19 protein-coding genes and 1 tRNA gene are annotated in these 19252 nt (G+C 69.4%); 5 read left to right on the forward strand and 15 right to left on the reverse strand.

The genetic code is table 11. The features are described from left to right. The first annotated feature begins 36 nt into the window (after positions 1-36). The gene (locus ACGFNF_RS07890; protein WP_393166525.1) at positions 37-513 is read left to right on the forward strand and encodes a hypothetical protein; all 477 of its coding nucleotides are present in this window, start codon (positions 37-39) and stop codon (positions 511-513) included. Here ACGFNF_RS07890 and ACGFNF_RS07895 read toward each other — a convergent pair. From ACGFNF_RS07895 to ACGFNF_RS07910, 4 genes are all read right to left on the reverse strand, one after another. Continuing rightward, the gene (locus ACGFNF_RS07895) at positions 497-1273 is read right to left on the reverse strand and encodes a glycosyltransferase family 2 protein (RefSeq protein ID WP_393166527.1); all 777 of its coding nucleotides are present in this window, start codon (positions 1271-1273) and stop codon (positions 497-499) included. The two genes, ACGFNF_RS07890 and ACGFNF_RS07895, sit on opposite strands and share 17 nt — an antisense overlap. After that, positions 1261-2082 carry a GntR family transcriptional regulator gene (locus ACGFNF_RS07900; RefSeq protein ID WP_393166529.1) on the reverse strand — a complete coding sequence of 274 codons (822 nt, stop codon included), beginning with the start codon at positions 2080-2082 and terminating at the stop codon, positions 1261-1263. Before ACGFNF_RS07900 ends, ACGFNF_RS07895 begins: the two co-directional genes overlap by 13 nt. A 155-nt stretch (positions 2083-2237) precedes the next feature. Continuing rightward, positions 2238-2561 (reverse strand): precorrin-4 C11-methyltransferase, encoded by a 324-nt coding sequence (locus ACGFNF_RS07905; RefSeq protein WP_393166532.1) that lies wholly within the window; start codon positions 2559-2561, stop codon positions 2238-2240. Between the two features lie 10 nt (positions 2562-2571). Next, positions 2572-3081 carry a hypothetical protein gene (locus ACGFNF_RS07910; protein WP_393166534.1) on the reverse strand — a complete coding sequence of 170 codons (510 nt, stop codon included), beginning with the start codon at positions 3079-3081 and terminating at the stop codon, positions 2572-2574. A 373-nt stretch (positions 3082-3454) separates the two neighbouring features. On the opposite strand from ACGFNF_RS07910, the gene ACGFNF_RS07915 reads away from it, so the two are divergent. Continuing rightward, on the forward strand, positions 3455-3862 hold the full coding sequence (locus ACGFNF_RS07915) for a GntR family transcriptional regulator (protein ID WP_393166536.1): 408 nt from the start codon (positions 3455-3457) through the stop codon (positions 3860-3862). Between the two features lie 234 nt (positions 3863-4096). Here ACGFNF_RS07915 and ACGFNF_RS07920 read toward each other — a convergent pair whose 3' ends face one another. Continuing rightward, positions 4097-5161 (reverse strand): DNA cytosine methyltransferase, encoded by a 1065-nt coding sequence (locus ACGFNF_RS07920; protein WP_393166538.1) that lies wholly within the window; start codon positions 5159-5161, stop codon positions 4097-4099. Positions 5162-5418: 257 nt separating this feature from the next. Between ACGFNF_RS07920 and ACGFNF_RS07925 the strand changes: the two genes are divergently transcribed. Continuing rightward, the gene (locus tag ACGFNF_RS07925; protein WP_393166540.1) at positions 5419-7581 is read left to right on the forward strand and encodes an ATP-binding protein; all 2163 of its coding nucleotides are present in this window, start codon (positions 5419-5421) and stop codon (positions 7579-7581) included. A 592-nt stretch (positions 7582-8173) separates the two neighbouring features. Here ACGFNF_RS07925 and ACGFNF_RS07930 read toward each other — a convergent pair. Next, positions 8174-8257, reverse strand: a tRNA-Tyr gene (locus ACGFNF_RS07930). 148 nt (positions 8258-8405) lie between these two features. Here ACGFNF_RS07930 and ACGFNF_RS07935 point away from each other — a divergent pair. Beyond that, the gene (locus ACGFNF_RS07935) at positions 8406-8900 is read left to right on the forward strand and encodes a YajQ family cyclic di-GMP-binding protein (protein ID WP_089003198.1); all 495 of its coding nucleotides are present in this window, start codon (positions 8406-8408) and stop codon (positions 8898-8900) included. A 55-nt stretch (positions 8901-8955) separates the two neighbouring features. On the opposite strand, the gene ACGFNF_RS07940 is transcribed toward ACGFNF_RS07935, so the two are convergent. The 8 genes from ACGFNF_RS07940 to ACGFNF_RS07975 form a co-directional block, all read right to left on the reverse strand. Continuing rightward, the gene (locus tag ACGFNF_RS07940) at positions 8956-10215 is read right to left on the reverse strand and encodes an MFS transporter (RefSeq protein ID WP_393166542.1); all 1260 of its coding nucleotides are present in this window, start codon (positions 10213-10215) and stop codon (positions 8956-8958) included. A gap of 142 nt (positions 10216-10357) precedes the next feature. Continuing rightward, the gene (htpX, locus tag ACGFNF_RS07945) at positions 10358-11233 is read right to left on the reverse strand and encodes a zinc metalloprotease HtpX (RefSeq protein WP_311410853.1); all 876 of its coding nucleotides are present in this window, start codon (positions 11231-11233) and stop codon (positions 10358-10360) included. A 169-nt stretch (positions 11234-11402) separates the two neighbouring features. Then, the gene (locus tag ACGFNF_RS07950) at positions 11403-12920 is read right to left on the reverse strand and encodes an NADH-quinone oxidoreductase subunit N (RefSeq protein ID WP_393166545.1); all 1518 of its coding nucleotides are present in this window, start codon (positions 12918-12920) and stop codon (positions 11403-11405) included. A gap of 67 nt (positions 12921-12987) precedes the next feature. After that, positions 12988-14493, reverse strand: a complete 1506-nt coding sequence (locus ACGFNF_RS07955; protein WP_393166547.1) for a NuoM family protein — start codon at positions 14491-14493, stop codon at positions 12988-12990. A gap of 55 nt (positions 14494-14548) precedes the next feature. Beyond that, on the reverse strand, positions 14549-16483 hold the full coding sequence (locus ACGFNF_RS07960) for an NADH-quinone oxidoreductase subunit L (protein ID WP_357580416.1): 1935 nt from the start codon (positions 16481-16483) through the stop codon (positions 14549-14551). Next, a complete protein-coding gene (gene nuoK, locus ACGFNF_RS07965; RefSeq protein WP_357580417.1) occupies positions 16480-16881 on the reverse strand; it encodes an NADH-quinone oxidoreductase subunit NuoK in 402 nt (133 codons plus the stop codon). The genes ACGFNF_RS07960 and nuoK overlap by 4 nt, the downstream gene beginning before the upstream one ends. After that, the gene (locus tag ACGFNF_RS07970) at positions 16878-17429 is read right to left on the reverse strand and encodes an NADH-quinone oxidoreductase subunit J (protein WP_357580418.1); all 552 of its coding nucleotides are present in this window, start codon (positions 17427-17429) and stop codon (positions 16878-16880) included. The genes nuoK and ACGFNF_RS07970 overlap by 4 nt, the downstream gene beginning before the upstream one ends. After that, positions 17426-18073: an NADH-quinone oxidoreductase subunit I gene (locus ACGFNF_RS07975; RefSeq protein WP_357580419.1), complete on the reverse strand. Its 648-nt coding sequence runs from the start codon at positions 18071-18073 to the stop codon at positions 17426-17428. The genes ACGFNF_RS07970 and ACGFNF_RS07975 overlap by 4 nt, the downstream gene beginning before the upstream one ends. Positions 18074-18166: 93 nt before the next feature. Here ACGFNF_RS07975 and ACGFNF_RS07980 point away from each other — a divergent pair, with 93 nt between their 5' ends. Then, positions 18167-18739 (forward strand): Uma2 family endonuclease, encoded by a 573-nt coding sequence (locus ACGFNF_RS07980; protein WP_357580420.1) that lies wholly within the window; start codon positions 18167-18169, stop codon positions 18737-18739. Here ACGFNF_RS07980 and ACGFNF_RS07985 read toward each other — a convergent pair. Beyond that, positions 18720-19154 (reverse strand): ester cyclase, encoded by a 435-nt coding sequence (locus ACGFNF_RS07985; protein WP_357580421.1) that lies wholly within the window; start codon positions 19152-19154, stop codon positions 18720-18722. The two genes, ACGFNF_RS07980 and ACGFNF_RS07985, sit on opposite strands and share 20 nt — an antisense overlap. Positions 19155-19252: the final 98 nt, after the last annotated feature.

A 19252-nucleotide genomic window follows, 5' to 3' on the forward strand; every position in this document is an offset into this window, starting at 1 on the left:
GAATCGAAGAGGACTGTGCCTCGATGGCTAGCACGAATGGAAGCACGCGGGTTGGGTACTGGTGACGCCGTGAACGACGAGAACCGGTCCGTGGATGAAGAGCACTCGCGTCCAGTAGGCGTAGATGACACCACGGTCGAGGCATTGGGAGAGTTGAGCAAGGCGCTGGAGACGATCCACCGGGTGCGGGGGCACCTGTACTCGGCGCACCAGCTCGTCGGCGGCGCGGACCTCACGCTCGATCGGGTGGTGAAGCTGCTCCGCGAGGCCGGGCACGCCGAGGTGGCCGACCGGGTCGAGCACGAGCTGTTGGGGCGCAACGTGCTACCCGGGCGGTGGACGTTCCAGATCATGGAGGAGTTCGACGACGGCTACTACGCGGCGTTCCAGGAGATCGAGCGGGACGCACGGGAGAAGTTGGCCGGCGGGCGGCGGCACATCTACGAAGCAGAGATGAAGCAGCGGCGGCGTACCCACGGGATGCCGGGGCACGAGGCTACGCCGGAGGCGTGAGCGGCAATCCGTTAGGCAGCATCGAGGCCAGGGCGTTGGCTCTGGCCTCGATGATCTTCATCCGTCCCTGGTACTCCGCAGGTTCCCGGTGCGCGGGCTGGCTGGTCACCTGGCCGGGCCACTTCCGGTAGAGCAAGCCGTATTCGCGGGTGAAGTAGCCCTCGCTGACCGCGTTGGCGGCGAGCAGAAGGCCGGTGTCCTCGGAGGCGGGCAGGGCCATCCAGCCGCCCAGGGCGAAGACGAGATCCCGCCGTAGGCACAGCGTCGCCGGGTGCACGGACGCGCGATAGCCGTTTGCCTGCCAGAACGACAGGACCGAACCGCGGTCGACGAGTCCGCCGGCCGGATCTTGGTCCCATCCGGCCGTCGACCCGTCGGGCAGCAAATCGAGCACGCGGGAAGTAGCCCAGCCGATGTGAGGATGCGCGGCGAACGCGGCGATGTCCCGGGCGAGCGCACTGGGGGTCAACTGGTCATCGGCGTCCAGGACCTTGATGAGCTTCCCGGAAACCCGGGACAGCGCGAGGGTACGAGCTACGCCAGGCCCGCCGGGACGGCCGGTTCCGTGACTGATCCGGGGATCGTCGGGCAGCACGTTGACCAGGGCGCCGGTCTGCCCGTCCTCCTGGACGAGCCATTGCCAGTCCCAGCCGTCAGGCATCTCCTGCTTGACCAACGACTCGTAGGCGCCAGCAAGGTACTCGATGCTGGGCGCGTGGACCGGAGTGATGACCGAGACGAGCTGCGTCAAGTTTTCCACCGCTGGAGTTTGTGGGAGTAGACAAGCTCGGTGCGGTCACCCGGCATCACCACGTCGGCGACCTCGACGACGCGCCCGTTGGTGTCGACCGAGGTCTTCCGCACCGTGAGCACGGAGACGCCCGGGTCGATGTCGAGCAACTCGGCCTCATCCGGCGACGGCGGACGCGCGCGAACCTCGTCGTCGATCCGATCCAACTCGATGCCCAGCGTGTAGAGCTGATGCTGTGTACCGCCCGGCCACGGCTCCTTGCCCTCATCGAGCAGGTCCGGGTTCGCGGCCACCAGGTCATACGGCAGGTAGGAGTACGACACGGTCAGCGGCGCGTTCTCGTGCCGGGAGGACGTCCAGTAGACCCGGCGCAGCAGCGGCGTACCCGGTTCGACGCGCAAGGCCGCCGCCATCTCCTCGTCGGCGTTCACCCGCGAGTATTCGGCGTGGAACTTGAGATCATCAACTGTCAGGCCGGTGTCGTGCTCGGTGGCGCCAGTCTTCAGCCGCTCCGCCTCGTCGAGCAGAACGCGATCCTTCTCCCACTGGTACCGTTCGGTGTTGCGACGGCGTACCCGCTGGCGGGGTGCCCGCACGTAGGTGCCGCGCCCCTGCTCTGCCCGAACCAGACCCCATTCCCGAAGCTGCCGGATGGCGTTGCGGACGCTAGTGCGGGACAGGCCGGACGACTCGGCCAACTCGGTCTCGCTCGGCATCAGGATGCCCGGTGGCAGCTCCCCGTTCATGATCTTCGCCCGCAACTCCTCAGCGAGTTGCAGGTAACGAGGGCGCCAGTCCCGGCTATGCACACCGGTCACCGTACCCCCTAGACGTTCCAACGTCTGCCAGGTGGTCCCCCCAACGGGCCGTTCGGGAACCGGAGGGATCGCTACCGCCGCTCGCGGTGACTGACCACGGCGAGGGCCGGGAGTACGAGGGGCGGCTACGCCACGCCGGCTGTGGCTGTTGGTGGTCACTGCGTCTCCCCCGCCCGTCCCTGCCGGCCAACCGGCGCCAGCATCGCCAGCCGGGTTCGCGTCAGCTCGTCAATGAGCCGGTCCATTTGCTCCGGTGACATGAGCACGGTCTGCGTTGCGCCATAGCGGGTCGCGTCGAGCTTGATGGCCAGGTCCCGGCGCTCGAACCGGTCGACAAGCAGTTGAACGGTGACCCAGCCGGTCCGCTCCCGCCCGATGGTGGATGGCAAGCCCCGGTGCATCGGATCGTTCGGTCCGCATCCCCGGCACCACATCGGGCACACGACCGGCGCGATCGAGGACAACCGACGCTCCGTCATGGGTTCGCCCTCACTCATCGTCGGCCCCCGGGTGGCCGCCAGCTTGCTTCAGTAGCCCGCGGAGATGCTCGACCAGTTGGACAACCTGCGGCAACGGCAACTCCGCCCAGCTCATCCCGGCCCGGCACGTCGCGTGAACCGCGATCAAGGGCGTCCGAGCGTCGGCACCGATGAGGTACGTGACGATGTGGCCGCTCGCTCGGGTGTCGCCGACCCGATACATCGGGCCGCGATGGCGGCGGGCCATGTGCGTCATCAGCGGTGGCACCAGGTGGCCGCAGCGATCCGGGGCGCACCAGTCCGGGTGGCTCGTGACGTCAGCCGGTTTGCTTGTGCGGCTCATCGCGGCCACCGCCCACTGTTGCCCCGGTAGAGCTGCGCCCGCGTCATCGGTGGCGCGTACCGCAGCGCGGGCAACTCCCGCGTCGGCCCTGAGGGCCACCGATGCGACGGCGGGACAGAAGCCGGGCGTGAACTCGACAGAGCGTTCAAGCTGACAGCCCGAATCGATGGACGCCACCAGGACCACCAGGACGAGAACCAGCGGCGCCGACGATGAGAGCCGGACATCGCACCTCCACAGGTAGGCGGGGACCGGTGGCCAGCCGCGGGGGAATGCAGCCAGCCACCGGCCCGGATGAAGGCACGGCGCACCGTCCGACACAGACGGGTCGGGTATCGCCGAGCCAACTTGTACGCGCGGCTACCGCAACCGGTCCGACAGGACGCCGCGCATCAGATGCGGCCAGGGCCGACACGACACCACCCCTGACACGAGCCGTCACTCTGGCCGCACATAGGGAAACGTACCTACAAGTGGACGAGTTGTCTATACGTCAAATCGCGCTGCTTGCTTGTTACTTGGTAAGACAAGTGCCGGGTACGGTGAGCGGGTGCCCACCCCGCACTACGGACTGCCCCGCTATCGCGTCATCGCCGACCAACTGAGGGAACGCATCGAGAACGGCGCCATACCGCCCGGAGCACTCTTGCCAGCCGAGACCGCCCTTACCGCCGAGTTCCGGGCAAGCCGCGGCACAATCCGTCAAGCAATCGCCGCCCTGCGAGAGGCCGGCTTAGCTACCACCGAACATGGTAGGGGCACTTACGCAAATGCCTACCCTGACCGGTTCAGCGACGCGCAGACGAGGCGACGTGAAATTGCTGCCGATGCGGAGCTAGCAGCCCTGTTCGATGTCGAGGTCGGAGCGACATTGGTCGAGCACCAGAGTGTTACGCGAACAGAAAGCAAGGTTGAAACGGTCATGAGGGTGTATCGGCTACGCCAGACGGGTCCATAGCGATTCCGACCCTCGCCACGTTCAGCAACGGCCCATCAGGTCTAGTGTTTTTGTGTATCCCCAAGGCGGCCCTGCGCAGGACGGCCGGACGCGGGCACTGCCTGGGAGCCCGCCGAGTTTCTGGCGATCATCATGATGACGATGGCGCGTGGGCTCCTACCCTCCAGACTCGCTACCCCTTGTTGTCGCCGGCACGAACTGCTACCTAACGTGATATGACGCAGAACAAGACGACTAGGAAGACACACTTGATGAGATAGCGGGCGCGGGCAGCAACACCTTCACGGCCTCGCCTAGAGCCTGCGCCATTCGGACCGGTACAGCATTCCCTATCTGGCGTTCGATCGATCCGAAGTCCCCTGAAAAGCGGTAGGAGAAGGGGAAGGTCTGGAAAGTCGCCGCTTCCCGAAGTGTCAGTCCGCGGTGTTCGGTCGGGTGAATGAACGAACCGCAGGCTGGCGTTGTGCACCGAGTGGTCATCGTTGGTGCGGGCTCATCCAAGCGCACTCGGCCATACGAGGCGGTGGCGTTTCTCCTGCCAAGGTTGACGTGACAAGCCAGCTGGTGTTCCGGAGGCAGGTCGAAACGATTGCCACCTATTGGCACAGCTGAAATGCGAGCCATAACCTTGGGCGAGTGTGCGCGGTGTTTGTTGAGGGAATCACCAGGACTAATCGCCAAAGCTAGGTCAGCCAGCGCCTCTCGTACTGTTCGTGGCTGGTCAACAAACCACTCACCAAGTAGATCGCGCAGCGTAGCTGGGATTTCGACCTTGCGTCCCCGGATCGCAATCATGATCAATCGACGTCGCCGCTGCGGCACCCCAACCGAAGCGGCATCAAGCTTGAACGAATTCAAAGCGTAGCCGAGATCCGATATCGACTTCTTGATACGACTGAATCTGAAGTCACGTTCAAGTCCCGGAACATTCTCCAAGATAATGGCAGCAGGCCGAAGTGCGCGGACGAAGCGTACGACATCCAAAACTAGATCGTTCCGGTCGTTACTGCTATTAGAGTCATCGCCGCGAGCTAGGGTCGAAAACCCTTGGCACGGGGGGCACGCCTTTAGCAGGGTGAGTTCCCCTATGGCAAGCCCGCTTTCCTGCCGTAGCTTCCTGGCTGGCAGCGATCGAATATCGCGCTGCCAGAGCTTTGTTCCAGGGTGATTCAATCGGTACGAGGCTGCAGCGGCTGGGTCAACCTCTACCGCACCGACGACATCGTAGCCAGCGGCTCGCAGACCCTCCGTGGCACCGCCAGCACCGGCAAACAGGTCGATGCATGTCAGACGGTCCACGGGGGCATGCTACATGATCTTTGCTCCACAGACGACCGCGACTTTCCGTAGCCACCGGATCTACGATGGGGTGGCGCCGTGTGTCTCCGTGGGTGACGATGCTCACCTACGTCCACACGGGAGGTCGCGTGCAAGACAGACAGCAACCATCTCCAGGCGCTGCGGGGCCCTCGTCTCACCCAAGCGACCTAACTGCGGCCCAAGTGCCGGCTGCTCGGCCTCCTAGTGACGCCGCCCCTGGGGCTCCGAAGTACACGATGAGGATCAGCCGCCTCACGATCGACAAACTGGGCATCAAGCTCTACGACAGGGTCACGGCTGTTCTAGCGGAGCTGATCGCCAACTCGTACGACGCAGATGCGGAAACCGTAGAGATCACTTTGCCGTGGGGCGCGTTCCTTAGCTCTGCTGCCGCCAAGTCGGGACCTGATGAAGTCGAACCAGCGGCCGACACAGCGCCTCCTGAGGAGAGCGTCGGACGAGATGAGTGGCTCGGCTCAGGCCAAATCCCGCTGGTCCCGTTTGAACAGATTCAGGCCGTGTCACAACATTATGAGATCATCATCTCGGATGATGGCCATGGAATGACGGATGAGGAACTGAACCGTCACTACCTGTCGGTTGGGGCAGATCGACGCAAGCGAACAGGCAGCGATAAGTCGCGTTTGAAGCTGCGTCCCGTGATGGGCCGCAAGGGCATCGGCAAGCTCGCACCTTTCGGCATCTGTGAAACCGTTGAGGTTATAACGGCTGGAGGCGAGGAGACTCCCAACGGCTGGCGAGTATCTCACATTGTGCTGCGGCTGGCAGACATAATTGCCGACACTGACGAGGAGTACAACCCGGAGCCCGGCCCACTTGATGGAACGTTCTCGGATTCCTCAGGGACAGTCATCAGGCTACGCGACTTCTTCCGTAAGAAAGTGCCGAGTCGTGAAGAGTTGGACCGGCAGCTGTCGGCTCGGTTTGGAATCTCGCGCGACGACTGGGTAGTGACCGTTCATGATTCGCTGAAGAGCGGAGAGCCGTTCCAGCTTGGAAGCTTGAAGATCGATTACCTTGAGGATACATATATCGACCTAGCCGACCGACCTGTGCGCTTCGAGGATGGCTACCTTCCAGTTACGGGGTTCGTTGCTTTCTCCCGGAAACCGTACAAGGACCCGGCGATGGCGGGAGTTCGAGTTTACGCGCGCGGAAAGATCGTCGCTCAAACCCGGGACTTCGATATTGGCGCCGGCTTCACAGGCGAATACAAGATGCGGTCATATCTTGTGGGCGAACTTCATGCGGAATGGCTCGACGAGGAAGACGACCTCGTTCGGTCGGACCGCCAAGACATCTTATGGTCATCGGATCAGGGGGAGGCGCTTAAGGTTTGGGGCCAAAAACTCATTAAGGACCTCGGCAAACGCGCCGAGAAGGCGGTTCGCAACCAGAAGTGGAAGGACTTTGAGAAGAAGTCTGACCTCAAGCAGCGTCTAGACAAGGCGGCACCGAGCGAGCCAGAACTGAGAGAGTCGGTTACGGAGGCCGCGAAGCTTCTGGTGAAAGACCTAGATCCCGAGGCGCTGGATGACCAAGACCATATCGACCAAATCGCGAATCTTGCAATGTCGATTGGCCCCCACCGCACCCTGCTAGGGACACTTCGGGAAGTAGCTGAAACTACTGCTACGACCATCGACGCAGTGATGGCGCTCTTCCATCGAGCGCGTCTGGCGGAGATGTATTCGCTGGGGCAGGTTGCCGAGGAGCGACTTGAGGTCATTGCAAAGCTTGAAGAGCTCATCTCGGATGGCACAACGCTGGAACGCCCTCTACAGGAGCTGATCGAACAGGCACCTTGGCTCCTCTCGCCTGAGTGGACTCCATTGGGCATGAACGAGTCCTTGAAGCGAGTCCGGGCAAGCTTTGAGACTTGGTATGCCAAGAACTACGGTGAAACTATCGTGACGTCGGCAATCGAGAACCCAAAGAGAGAGCCTGACTTTGTCATGCTAAATGACGCCGGTCAGCTCTGGATCGTCGAGATTAAGAGGCTCCAATACCGGCTCACCGACTACGAGTATGGCCGGGGAATCGATTATCTCCAAGCGCTCAGCAACTTTCTGGATGCCAACCCCGAACTCGGTAACCAGTTTCCGATACGGCGGCTAACGTTCGTAGTCGACCACATTGACCGCCTAGGCTCAGTGGCGCTTTCCTCGCTAAGGTCTGACTCCCGCGTTGCCCATCAGACCTGGCATGGCTTACTCGATCTAACGAAGCGCGCCCACAAGGACTTCTTGGCAAAAGTGGCAGCAATAAGAGTCGGATCATCCGCTACCGGCTTGGGAAGCTCTACTTCTGGAAACTCGGAAGAGTCCGCCGGTCAAGGCCAGCTCGACTTCGGCTCTACAGAAGGAAGTCCCAGTTGAGGTAACAGTGCTGCAGTGTGGAGAGCAGTTAAGGGGTTTCGTTAACCGCCTCCCTGGCAGTCCATAGCTTCCGAGCAAGGGCCGCAACTGCCGATTTATTCTGTTTTGGATCAAGGCGCCGCGCTTCGCGCGGCGCGGGGGCGGTGAGCCGGCCGGCGGCAAGCCGCCCCGGCCGCCTTCGGCGCCGGGGCGGAGAGCCACCGACTGCCGCCGGACCGCCGCCCCCAAGGGCGACACGATCACGGCCAGGCGGTACGGAAGCCGAACGGGTCGACCTGGTCGACGGTCCGGGCTTCCGACTGCCGCGCCAGTCCAACCCCGGGACTGGCTTGCCCCCGGCCTACCTCCCGCAGCCAACGACACCCAGCCGCAGAGGCCCTCAGCCGGTCTCTACGGTCGCGGCCCGCACCTACCCGGCGAGCGCCACCAACACCCACAGATGCAGCCCCAGGGACGCGCTCAAAGGCAAGATCGACCTGCCCACCATCTGCCCACAACCAGTCGTCAACGGCTGGACTCAGCCGGACTCGGCCAGACAAACGACAACGGCCCCCGATCAGCATTCCTGCTGGTCAGGGGCCGTTGGTGCTCCTGGTGGCGGGTAGAGGATTCGAACCTCTGTAGCTTTCGCGACGGATTTACAGTCCGCTCCCATTGGCCGCTCGGGCAACCCGCCAGGGCACCCCACCGCGTCGTAACGCGGCAGCGGAAGCAAGGATAGCGGCTCACCCTGGCCTCGGCGCAACCGGGTACCGTCAGGGGGTCGTACCGCTGGTCAGCGGGGGACGAAGGACCACAGACCGCCGGACAGCAGGAGCATGAGCATGGCAGCGAACCCGTCGTTCGACATCGTGAGCAAGGTCGACCGCCAGGAGGTCGACAACGCTCTCCGCCAGGCGGAGAAGGAGCTCGCGACGCGGTTCGACTTCCGGGGCACCGGCGCCGAGATCTCCTGGTCGGGCGAGGAGGCGATCAGCCTCCAGGCGGAGACCGAGGAGCGGGTGCGGGCGGCGCTGGAGGTCTTCAAGGAGAAGGTGATCAAGCGGAACATCTCGCTGAAGTCGCTGGACGCCGGCGACCCGCGTTCGTCCGGCAAGATCTTCAAGATCGACTGCAAGGTGATCCAGGGCATCGACTCGGACAAGGCCAAGGCGATCAGCAAGAAGATCCGCGACGAGGGTCCGAAGGGCGTCCAGGCCCAGATCCAGGGCGACCAGCTCCGCGTCACCGGCAAGAAGAGGGACGACCTCCAGGCCGTCATCGCGCTGCTCAAGGGCGAGGACTTCGGCGTCGCCCTCCAGTTCACCAACTACCGCTGACGGTGTCCGGTCGGCCCCGCCGCGGTGGGGCCGACCGGGTCAGAACCCGTAGGCGTCAGGCCGGCAGCAGCTCTTCGGTGCGTACCGCCGTGGCCTCCGCGCGGGAGATGGGCCCGGCGGGCAGGGCCGCGACCCCGGCCCCGACGGCGACCGCGGCCCCGGCGAAGACGAACGCCCAGGGCACCCCGCCGACGTGGTCGACGATCAGGCCGGCCACCGCCCCACCGGCGGCGCTGGCCCCCACCGACATGGTCACCACCCAGGTGTACGCCTCGTTCAGCATGCTGGTCGGGGAGATCCGGCCGACCAGGGTGTTCTCCAGGGTGAGCGCGGGCGCGATCATGGCGCCCCCGATCACCAGGGCGGTGCCCAGCGCCACGGGGGTGGGCATCACCGCGAAGACGGCGAAGCTGGCGGCCACGCCGCCGAGCAGCAGCGAGAACAGCCGGGTCATGTTCCGGGCCGGCTTGCGGACGCCGAACCAGAAACCGCCCACGGCGCTGCCGACGCCCCAGACGGCCAGCAGCACCCCGGCCAGGCTGTCGGGGTCCTCGGAGGTGTAGGCGGTGGCGAACGCCGGCACGGTCACGCCGGCCGCGCCGAAGGCGATGCCCAGGCTGGCGACGCAGAGCAGCAGCGCCGGGAAGCCGGGCACGCGCAGCGGGCCGAGCCCCCTGGTCTGGTGTTCGCGCGGGTGTGGCTGCCAGCCGCGCATGACCCGGCCGAGGGCCACCGCCATGGTGCCGACCAGGGTCACCACGGCCGAACCGACCAGGGCCGCCCCGGCGTCGGCGAACAGGATGAAGCCGGCGACCAGCAGCGGACCGAGCACGAAGACGATCTCGAAGAGCGTGGTCTCGGCGGCGAGGGCGGTGTTGCGCAGCTGCCACCGGCCGGACGACGGCGAGGTGAGGTCGTTCCAGGCACCCCGGATCGCGGCGGTCAGTGGCGGGTAGGTGGCGCCAGCGACCCCGGAGGCCACGAAGACCAGCGTCAGGCTGCCGGCGTCGGAGCGGGCGGACCAGAGCAGGCCGAGCAGGGCGAACGGGTGGGCGATCGCGGTGCCGACGAGCACCGGGGTGGGGCCGATCCGGTCGGCGATCCGGCCCGCCACGGGGCTGAGCGCGGCGCCGGAGAGGGCGTAGATGCCCCCGGCGACGGCCGCCAGCGAGTAGCGGCCGGTGACCTGCTCGACGACCAGTAGCAGCGCCAGCGGGGTCATGCCGATCCCGAGCCGGCCGACGATGCCGGTGAGCAGCAGCATCGGCGCTCCGGGGATCCGCCAGACGCCCAGGTACTGGCGCAGTGCGGCCACGGTCGACCTCCAGGGGATGTAACGAGCGGGGAACCTTTCGACCCTAACGCCGCCGGAGGCGTGGAAGGAACGGTTAACGCGCTCACACGGCGTTCCGCCCGTGTCCGGCGGACCGGACACGGGCGGAAAGGTGATCAGCGCCTCAGCGCTGGAACTGCACGGGGCCGCTGTTCGCGGCCATCCGCTCCAGCCGGGCGACCCGCTCCTCCATCTTCGGGTGGGTGGAGAAGAGCGCCGCCACGCCGCCGCCCTTGAACGGGTTGGCGATCATCAGGTGGGCGGTGCTGGTGAGCTGCCCCTGGGCCGGCAGCGGCCGACGCTGGGCGCCCATGTGGATCTTCCGCAGGGCGCTGGCCAGCGCCAGCGGGTCCTTCGTGAGCGTGGCCCCGGAGGCGTCCGCCTGGAACTCACGGCTGCGGCTGATCGCCAGCTGGATGACGGTGGCCGCGATCGGCCCCAGGATGATGGTGAGCAGCAGCACGGCCGGGTTCGGGGAGTCCTCGTCGTCGCCCCCGCCCAGCGGGATGAACCAGGCGATGTTCGCCAGCATGGTGATGATGCCGGCCAGACCGGCCGCCACGCTGGAGATGAGGATGTCCCGGTTGTAGACGTGCGACAGCTCGTGCCCGATCACGCCCCGCAGCTCCCGGTAGTCGAGGATCTCGGTGATCCCCTGGGTCACGCAGACGGCCGCGTGCTGCGGGTTCCGCCCGGTGGCGAACGCGTTGGGCTGCGACGTCGGGCTCACGTAGAGGCGCGGCATCGGCTGTCCGGCCTCGGTGGCCAGTTCGCGGACCATCCGGTACAGCTCGGGGAACTGTGCCTCGCTGACCGGTTGCGCCCGCATGGAGCGCAGCGCGAGCTTGTCGGAGTAGAAGTAGGTGACGCCGTTCATGAGCAGCGACACGACGACGGCGATGACCAGGCCGCCACTGCCGCCGAACCAGTAGCCCACCGCCAGGATCAGCGAGGTGAGCAGGCCGAGCAGCGCGGCGGTCTTCAGACGGTTGTGGTGCACGATCACTCCTTCGGTGCAGCACGGATCGCTCGGGATCCGCTGACCGGTTCAACAACCCGGTACCCGCCAACCATCCGTCTCATGGCTGTGAGTTGCCTGAGATGTCCGAAGTGCCCGTCGGGACTGAAGCCCCCGAAGACGGGAAGACCGTCCGACGCGAACCGCCGCGTCAGCGGGCGGCGACGTCGAGCACGAGCTGCGGCGCGAAGCCGAGCACCAGCGCCGCCGCCGTCGCCACGGCCAGCACCACGCCGACCGTCCGGGCCCGCACGGGGGCCACGTGGGCCACGGTCGCGGCGCCGCCGGCGGCGGCGCCCACCGGAACGGCCGGCCCCTCGGCCGGCGCGGCCCACAGGGCGGCGGTGAGACGCAGGTAGTAGGCCAGGCCGATCACCGCGTTCACGGCCACCACCACGGCCAGCCAGCCCGCGCCGCCGTCCAGCAGCGAACGGACCACTGTCACCTTCGCGAAGAGCCCGGCCAGGCCCGGCGGCAGGCCGGCGAGCCCGATCAGCGCCAGCCCGAGCGCCGCCGCCCGCCACGGGTGACGCCGGGCCGCCCCGCGCAGGTCGTCGACCGTGCCGCCGTCCGCGCCCGCCGGGCGCAACGCCACCACGGCCGCGAAGGCCGCCAGTTCCAGCACCACGAAGAAGACGGCGTACGCCACGGCGGCCGCGTACGCGGCGGTGCGGGCGTCGGCGGTGCGCCCAGCGGTCAGCGCCAGCGCGCCGAGCGGGGCGAGGATGTAGCCGGCCTGGGCGACCGAGGACCAGGCGAGCAGCCGGACCGTACGCCGCTGGCGCAGCGCCACCAGGTTGCCGACGGTCATCGTCAGCACCGCGAGCAGGGCGAGCACCGGGCCGGTCACGTCGGCGGGCAGCGCGTGCTGCACGACGGCGAGCAGGGCCACCACGCCGCCCAGCTTGGAGGCGGTGGACAGGTACGCCGCCACCGGCAGGGGCGCGCCGTCGTAGGCGGCCGGCGCCCAGGCGTGGAACGGCACCGCCGCCACCTTGAACGCCAGCCCCAGCACCACAAGCGCCACGGCGGCGGTGGTCAGCGGCAGGTCGAGCAGGTCCGCGCGCTCTGCGAGGATCGCGCCGATCCGGCCCAGGTGCAGTCCGCCGGTGGTCGCGTAGAGCAGCGCCGCCCCGAGCAGCGTCAGCGTGGTGGCGACCACGCTGACCACGAAGAAGGTGACGGCCGCCTCGGCGCTGGCCAGGCTGTCCCGGCGCAGCCCCACGAGGACGTAGAGCGGGAGGGTGAGCGTCTCCAGCGCCACGATCAGGGTGATCAGGTCGCCGGCCGCGCCGAGCACCACGCCGCCCGTCATCGAGCAGGCGAGCAGGAAGCAGTACTCCCCCGCCGGCGACTGCCCCGCCCGCAGCAGCGGGCCGGACAGCGCGAGCACGCCGAGGGTGAGCAGGGCGACGACGACGGCGACCAGGGCGGCCCGGCCGCCGAAGACGTACGAGCAGTCGGGGCCCACGCAGAACGTGCGGCGCTCGTCCCCGGCGCCGACCAGGGCCGCGCCGAGCGCCGTGGCCGCCGCGCCGATCGCGGCCGTGGCCAGCGTGACCCGGGCGCGGGCCACCAGCAGGTCGGCGAGCAGCACCAGCACGGCCGTGCCGGCGGCCAGGTACACCGGGAGCAGCGCCACGTTGTCGACGCTCTGCACCACGCTCATGCCGGCACTCCGCTCCGCCGCGTGCCGTCACGAGACACCAGCGCACAGAGCCCGATGATCCGCTCGCTCACCGCAGCACCTCCACGAGGGCGTCGACGGGGGCCTCGGCGACGCCGAGCACCAGGGTCGGGGCCAGGCCGACCGCGAGGGCGAGCAGCACCAGCGGCGCCCACGCGAGCAGTTCCGCGCCGGCCAGGCCGGGGGTCAGCCGTGCGACCGCCGGGCTGGGTCGCCCGTGCGTCACCCTGCGCAGCAGCCGCAGCAGGTACGCCGCGGTGAGCGCCCCGCCGATCGCCGCCAGCACGCCCAGGGTGGTCCAGAGCGCCCCGCCGACCTCGACGGCGGCGACCACGGCGAACGCCTCGCCCCAGAAGCCGGCCAGCCCGGGCAGGCCGAGCGAGGCGACGGCGGCGAAGCCGAGCAGCCCGGCGAGGCGGGGGGCGGTCTCCCGCAGCCCGGACAGCTCGTCCAGCGACCCGGTGTGCGTACGGTCCTTGACCGCGCCGGCGAGGAAGAAGAGCAGGCCGGTGATCACCCCGTGCGCGACGTTGCCGATCAGGGCCGCCTGGATGCCGGTGGTGGTGAGCGTGGCGACCCCGAGCAGCACGAAGCCCATGTGCCCGACGCTCGAGTACGCGATCAGCCGCTTCAGCTCCCGCTGCGCGAGGCAGACCAGCGACCCGACGAGGATCGCCGCCACCGCCAGCACGCCGAGCACCGGGGCGGCCCAGCGGGCGCCCTCCGGGGCCACCCCGACCGCGATCCGGACCAGCCCGTACGTGCCCATCTTGAGCAGCACCCCGGCGAGCACGACGCTGCCGACGGTGGGTGCCTGGGTGTGCGCGTCGGGCAGCCAGGAGTGCAGCGGCCAGAGCGGGCTCTTCACCGCGAAGGCCAGCGCCAGCAGCGTGAACGCCGCGAGCTGGGTGCCCCGGGACAGGCCCGTGCCGCCGGTGAGCGCCACCACGTCGGCCGTCCCGGCGGCGGCCACCACCACGAACACGCCGACAAGCAGCAGCACCGAGCCGAACAGCGTGTAGAGGGCGAACTTGCGGGCCGCCCGCCGCCGGTCCGCGCCGCCCCAGCCGGCGATGATCGCGTACATGGGGAGCAGGACGACCTCGAAGAAGACGAAGAAGAGCACGAGGTCGAGAGCGAGGAAGGTGCCGAGGATGCCGACCTCGACGACCAGCAGCAGGGCCACCAGCGCCCGGCCGCTGCCGCCGTCGGGCACCTTCCACAGCGTGTACGCGCAGCAGAGCAGGGTGAGCAGGGCGGTCAGCACGACGAGCGGCCAGGAGATGCCGTCCACGCCGAGGTGGAAGCGCAGGTCGAGGCCGGGCACCCAGGGCAGGTCGAGCCGGTGCCAGGGGCGCACGGCGGGGGCGTCCGCCGCGTAGCTGGTCCAGCCGCGGTCGCCGAGGAAGAGCAGCGCGGCGGCCACCAGGGTCAGCGCGGCGACGGCCGTGCCGACCGCCCGGGCCGCCCGGTCCCGGGGCGTCGCCGCCACCGCCAGCGCGCCGAGCGCCGGCAGCGCCAGCACCGCCACCAGCAGGAACTCCCCCAACCTCATGGCGATACCTCAGTTCGCGACTGCGGGGCTCGCAAAACCGGCTCACTCCTCGCGCTCACGGTACGGCCACTCCGATCACGACGGCCGCCAGGCCGATCAGCAGCGCCCCGGCGAGCACGCCGGCCGCCGCGCGCGGCAGCGCCGCGCGGTGCAGCGACGCGAGGCCGCCGCCGAGGCCGAGCGCGGCCCGGCCGCTGCCCTCGACCGCGCCGTCCACCACCACCTCGTCGGCCGTACGCGTGGCGCGGGCCAGCGCCTTCGCCGGGCGTACGACCAGGGCGCGCTGGACGTCGTCGAGCCGGAACGCGGCGGCGAAGACCGGCCGCAGCGGACCCAGCCCGGTCGCCGGGTCGGCGGCCGGGTCCCGCCGCCAGCGCAGCCAGGCGAGCCCCGCCCCGACGGCGAGCAACGCCAGCGGCAGCAGCAGTTCCGGGCCGACGTGGATCAGCAGATGCTCCGGCGCGCTGGCGGTGGGCGTCAGCAGCAACCGGCGGGCGAAGGCCCAGTCGAAGCCGGCGAGGCCGAGCAGGGCGGCCGGCACGGCGAGAAGCAGCAGCGGCCAGCGCATCACCGCGGGCGGGTCGTGCGGGTGGGCCAGCGGCATCCGCGCCTCGCCGAAGAAGGTGCGCAGCAGCAGGCGGGTGGCGTACCAGGCGGTGACCGCGACGCCGACCAGCCCGGCCAGCCAGACCAGCCAGCCGACCCAGGCCGGGGCCGGGCCGGTGCCGTGCAGGGCGGCGTCCTGGGCGACGGTGAGCACGCCGTCCTTGCTCCAGAAGCCCGACAGCGGCGGCACCCCGGCCAGCGCCCCGAGCCCGATCACCGTGCACCAGAAGGTGACCGGCATGCTGCGGCGCAGCCCGCCCATGCGGGACATCAGCGTGGTGCCGACGGCGTGGATCACCGCACCGGCAGCGAGGAAGAGCAGCGCCTTGAACGCGGCGTGGGTGAGCAGGTGGAACAGGGCGGCCGGGGTGGAGCCGACCGCCAGCGCGCCCGTCATGTAGCCGATCTGCGAGACCGTCGACCAGGCCAGCACCCGCTTGAGGTCGTCCTGGGCGGTGGCGGCGAACGCGCCGAGCAGCAGGGTGACCGAGGCCATGACGCCGAGCACCGCCAGCGCGGCCGGGGTCACCTCGAACAGCGGGTAGAGCCGGGTCACCGCGTACACGCCGGCGGCGACCATGGTGGCGGCGTGGATCAGCGCGGAGATCGGCGTTGGGCCGGCCATCGCGTCCGGCAGCCAGGTGTGCAGCGGGAACTGGGCGCTCTTGCCGGCCACCCCGGCGAGCAGCAGCAGGCAGGCGGCGGTCAGCGTACCGGTGGCGTGGTCGTGGGCGAGCACGTCGGCGATCCGGAAGCTGCCGGCCGAGACGCCGAGCAGCGCGATGCCGAGCAGGAAGCCGACGTCGCCGACCCGGGTCACCAGGAACGCCTTCATCGCGGCGGCCGGTGCCTCCGGCAGCCGGCGGTCGTGGGCGATGAGCAGGTAGGAGCAGATGCCCATCACCTCCCAGCCGACCAGCAGCAGGATCAGGTCGCCGGCGACCACCACCAGCAGCATGGCGGCGGTGAAGAGGCTGATCTGCGCCGCGTACGGCGGGTAGCGGTGGTCGGTGTCGACGTCGTCGTGCGGGCCCCGGCGCAGGTAGCCGACCGAGTAGACCTGCACGGCCAGGGCCACCGCGGCAACCGCGACGGCGACCAGCGCGGCGGCGGAGTCCAGCCGCACCCCGAGGCTCACCGTCAGCCCGCCCAGGTCCACCCAGGTGGTGGACGCCTCCGCGGGCCGGTCGAGGGTGACCAGCAGGGCGACGGCGAGCGCCAGCGCCCCGGCCGCCCCGGCCACGCCGAGCGCGATCGCCACCCGCCGGGCCCGGCCCCCGTCCGTGCCGGCCTCGCGCGGCGCGGGTGGCAGCAGCAGACCGAGCAGACCCGCCACCAACGGTACGGCCGGCAGCAGCACGCCGAGCAGGGTGGTCGTGCTCACCGTTCCCCCTCCGGGCGGTCGGCGGACCCGGGCCGGGCGTCGGTCCCGGCAGCGTTGCCCGGATCGGCCCCGGCAGTGGCGGCGACCGTGACCGGCTCGGTCAGCGGCACCTCGTCGACGGCGACGGTGGCCCGCAGCCGGTAGAGCTGGAGCACGATCGCCAGGCCCACCCCGATCTCGGCGGCGGCCAGCACGATCACGAAGAGCGCGAAGACCTGACCGCCGTGCGGCAGTTGCGCGCGCACCGTGGTGTCGGCGGTGACCAGGATCAGGTTGACCGCGTTGAGCATCAGCTCGACGGCCATCAGCACCAGCACCGCGTTGCGCCGGCGCAGCACGCCGTAGACGCCGAGGCCGAACAGCAGCGCGGCGGTGACGTACGGGATGACGGGTCTCACCGCGACCGCCCCTCGGTGCCCGCCCGGTCGATGCCCCGCTGGTCGGCCCTCGGCCGGCCGATGTCGGGGCGGGAGATCACGATGGCGCCGACCAGGGCGGACAGCAGCAGCACCGAGAGCACCTCGAAGGGCAGCACCCAGCTACGGAAGATCTGGTCGCCGAGGCGTTCCGCGGTGCCCGCGTCGGGCAGTTCCACGGCCGTCCAGCGGTACGCGTCGACGAGCAGGGCGGCCAGCCCGAGCCCGGTGCCGCCGCCGATCAGCGCCGCCGCCCAGCCGGGCCGGTCCAGGTCGTCGGAGGCGCCGATCGGGGCGCGGGTGAGCATCACCGCGAAGAGCAGCAGCACCACCACAGCGCCCACGTAGATCAGCACCTGGACCCAGGCCACCAGCTCGGCGGTGAGCACCAGGTACATCCCGGCCAGCGCGCCAAGGCAGAGCACCAGGTAGAGGCCGGCGCGCACCAGGTGCCGGGTCGCCACCACCAGCACCCCCGAACCGACCGCCAGCGCGCCGAGGGCGAGCAGCAGCACGTCCGCACCGGTCATGCGCCGGCCTCGGGCTCGGGTCGTACGGCCGGGGCGGCGGGACGGGCGGCCGGGGCGGCGGGACGGGCGGCGGGCGCGGCCGGGACCGCGGCCTTGCGCGCGGCGGCGGTCTCCTCCTTCGCCGGCTCACCGTTCGGGTCGTGCGCGGGCGGCGGCGGCACGGTGGCCATCCACTGCCCGAGGTGGTCCTTGTCGTGCAGCAGGTCCTTGATGTCGTACTCGGAGTATTCGAACTCCGGCGACCAGTAGAGGGCGTCGAAGGGGCAGACCTCCACGCAGATGCCGCAGTACATGCAGAGCGAGAAGTCGATGTCGAACTTGTCGAGCACGTTGCGCTGGCGGGGGCGGGCGGCGCCGGGCACCGCCACCTCCTCCTTGTGCGAGTCGATGTAGATGCACCAGTCCGGACACTCCCGGGCGCACAGCATGCAGACCGTGCAGTTCTCCTCCAGCAGCGCGATCACCCCGCGCGAGCGGGGCGGCAGCTCGGGGGCGACGTCCGGGTACTGCTGGGTGGTCGAGCGGCGGGTCATCGTCTTCAACGTGACCGCGAGCCCCTTCACCAGGCCCGCGCCCGGCAGGCCACGGTCTCCGCCGGCGCCGCCCGGCTCGCTGCGCTCGCTGCGGTCGGTCATGCCGACCATCCTGCCCTGTGGCCGCGGCGCGCGCGACCACCACCCGGGGTCTGCCGGCGGTACGGTGAGGCGGGGAGAACGACGCACCGGAAAGGGCTCGCCATGACCGCCGCGCTGCACGACGAGTTTCCGCCGCCGGGCGAGTGGACGGCCGACGACCTCGACCGCCTGCCCGACGACGGCCGCCGCCACGAACTCCTGGACGGAAACCTCATCATGTCGCCCTCCCCCACGCGACTCCACCAGTCCATCGCCGGTCGTCTCATGGCCGCGCTCGAGGAAAGCTGCCCCACCGACCTCGACGTCACGCAGGGCGTCGAGGTGCGGCTCTCCCGCACCCGGGCGTTCATCCCCGACGTGCTGGTCACGGAGCTGGACTCGGCCTCGCGCAACCCGTCGCACTACCGGCCCCACGAGGTGATGCTGGTGGTCGAGATCGTCTCCGAGGGGTCGCGGAGCATCGACCGGGTGCTCAAGCCCGCGCTCTACGCCGAGGCCGACATCCCCTACTTCTGGCGGATCGAGACCGAGGCCGGGATCGTGGTGCACGCCCACAAGCTCGACCCGGCAAAGGGCGTCTACGTCGAGCAGGCCCGGATGACCGACGGCATCCTCGTCCCGGAGCCGTGGGAGATCGACATCCCGCTCGGCAGGATCACGCCCCGGTCCCGCTGATCCCACCGGGCGCGGGCGGGAGCATCTCGACGCCGAGCTGCTGGAGGAGCTGGAACAGCTCGTTGCAGCTCCACACGTCGACGATCCGGCCCGCGTCGTCGAAGCGCAGGAAGCTCGCCCCCGAGTAGCTGACCACCTGCCCGGTCGGCGGCACCGGCCCGAACGGCCCGGCCTGGGTGCCCGCCGCTCGCCAGTGCACCGCCACCCGGTCCCCCGCGGCCACCACGTCCACGAGCTTGTAGCGCAGGTCGGGGAAGGCGGCGCGGCGCTCCCGGTGCCACGCCAGCGTCGCCTCCGGCCCCTCGCCGCCCAGCCCGGGGCACTCCGGCGACACCAGTTCGTACGCCGACTCCTCCCGCGCGCCGTTCCACACGTCGGCGATGAAGCGTCGGGCCGCCGCCTCCACATCGGTCATCGCGGCAGCCTAACCGGCCACCGGGGCCGGCCGGCCGGTCCCGGCGCGCCACCTCCGGCAGCGGCGGCCGGCACACCGCGCGCCCGGCGGCGGTGGTC

This window comes from Micromonospora sp. NPDC048868, from assembly GCF_043198195.1.
Lineage (GTDB): Bacteria > Actinomycetota > Actinomycetes > Mycobacteriales > Micromonosporaceae > Micromonospora > Micromonospora reichwaldensis.

What these genes read in the sequence shown, in the direction of transcription:
- ACGFNF_RS07955 (WP_393166547.1), bottom strand. Translation starts at nt 14,493, where the DNA reads ATGAGGTTGGGGGAGTTCCTGCTGGTGGCGGTGCTGGCGCTGCCGGCG.
- ACGFNF_RS07985 (WP_357580421.1), bottom strand. Translation starts at nt 19,154, where the DNA reads ATGACCGATGTGGAGGCGGCGGCCCGACGCTTCATCGCCGACGTGTGG.
- ACGFNF_RS07905 (WP_393166532.1), bottom strand. Translation starts at nt 2,561, where the DNA reads ATGACGGAGCGTCGGTTGTCCTCGATCGCGCCGGTCGTGTGCCCGATG.
- ACGFNF_RS07975 (WP_357580419.1), bottom strand. Translation starts at nt 18,073, where the DNA reads ATGGTCGGCATGACCGACCGCAGCGAGCGCAGCGAGCCGGGCGGCGCC.
- ACGFNF_RS07890 (WP_393166525.1), top strand. Translation starts at nt 37, where the DNA reads ATGGAAGCACGCGGGTTGGGTACTGGTGACGCCGTGAACGACGAGAAC.
- ACGFNF_RS07980 (WP_357580420.1), top strand. Translation starts at nt 18,167, where the DNA reads ATGACCGCCGCGCTGCACGACGAGTTTCCGCCGCCGGGCGAGTGGACG.
- ACGFNF_RS07925 (WP_393166540.1), top strand. Translation starts at nt 5,419, where the DNA reads ATGAGGATCAGCCGCCTCACGATCGACAAACTGGGCATCAAGCTCTAC.
- ACGFNF_RS07970 (WP_357580418.1), bottom strand. Translation starts at nt 17,429, where the DNA reads ATGACCGGTGCGGACGTGCTGCTGCTCGCCCTCGGCGCGCTGGCGGTC.
- ACGFNF_RS07950 (WP_393166545.1), bottom strand. Translation starts at nt 12,920, where the DNA reads ATGAGCGTGGTGCAGAGCGTCGACAACGTGGCGCTGCTCCCGGTGTAC.
- ACGFNF_RS07935 (WP_089003198.1), top strand. Translation starts at nt 8,406, where the DNA reads ATGGCAGCGAACCCGTCGTTCGACATCGTGAGCAAGGTCGACCGCCAG.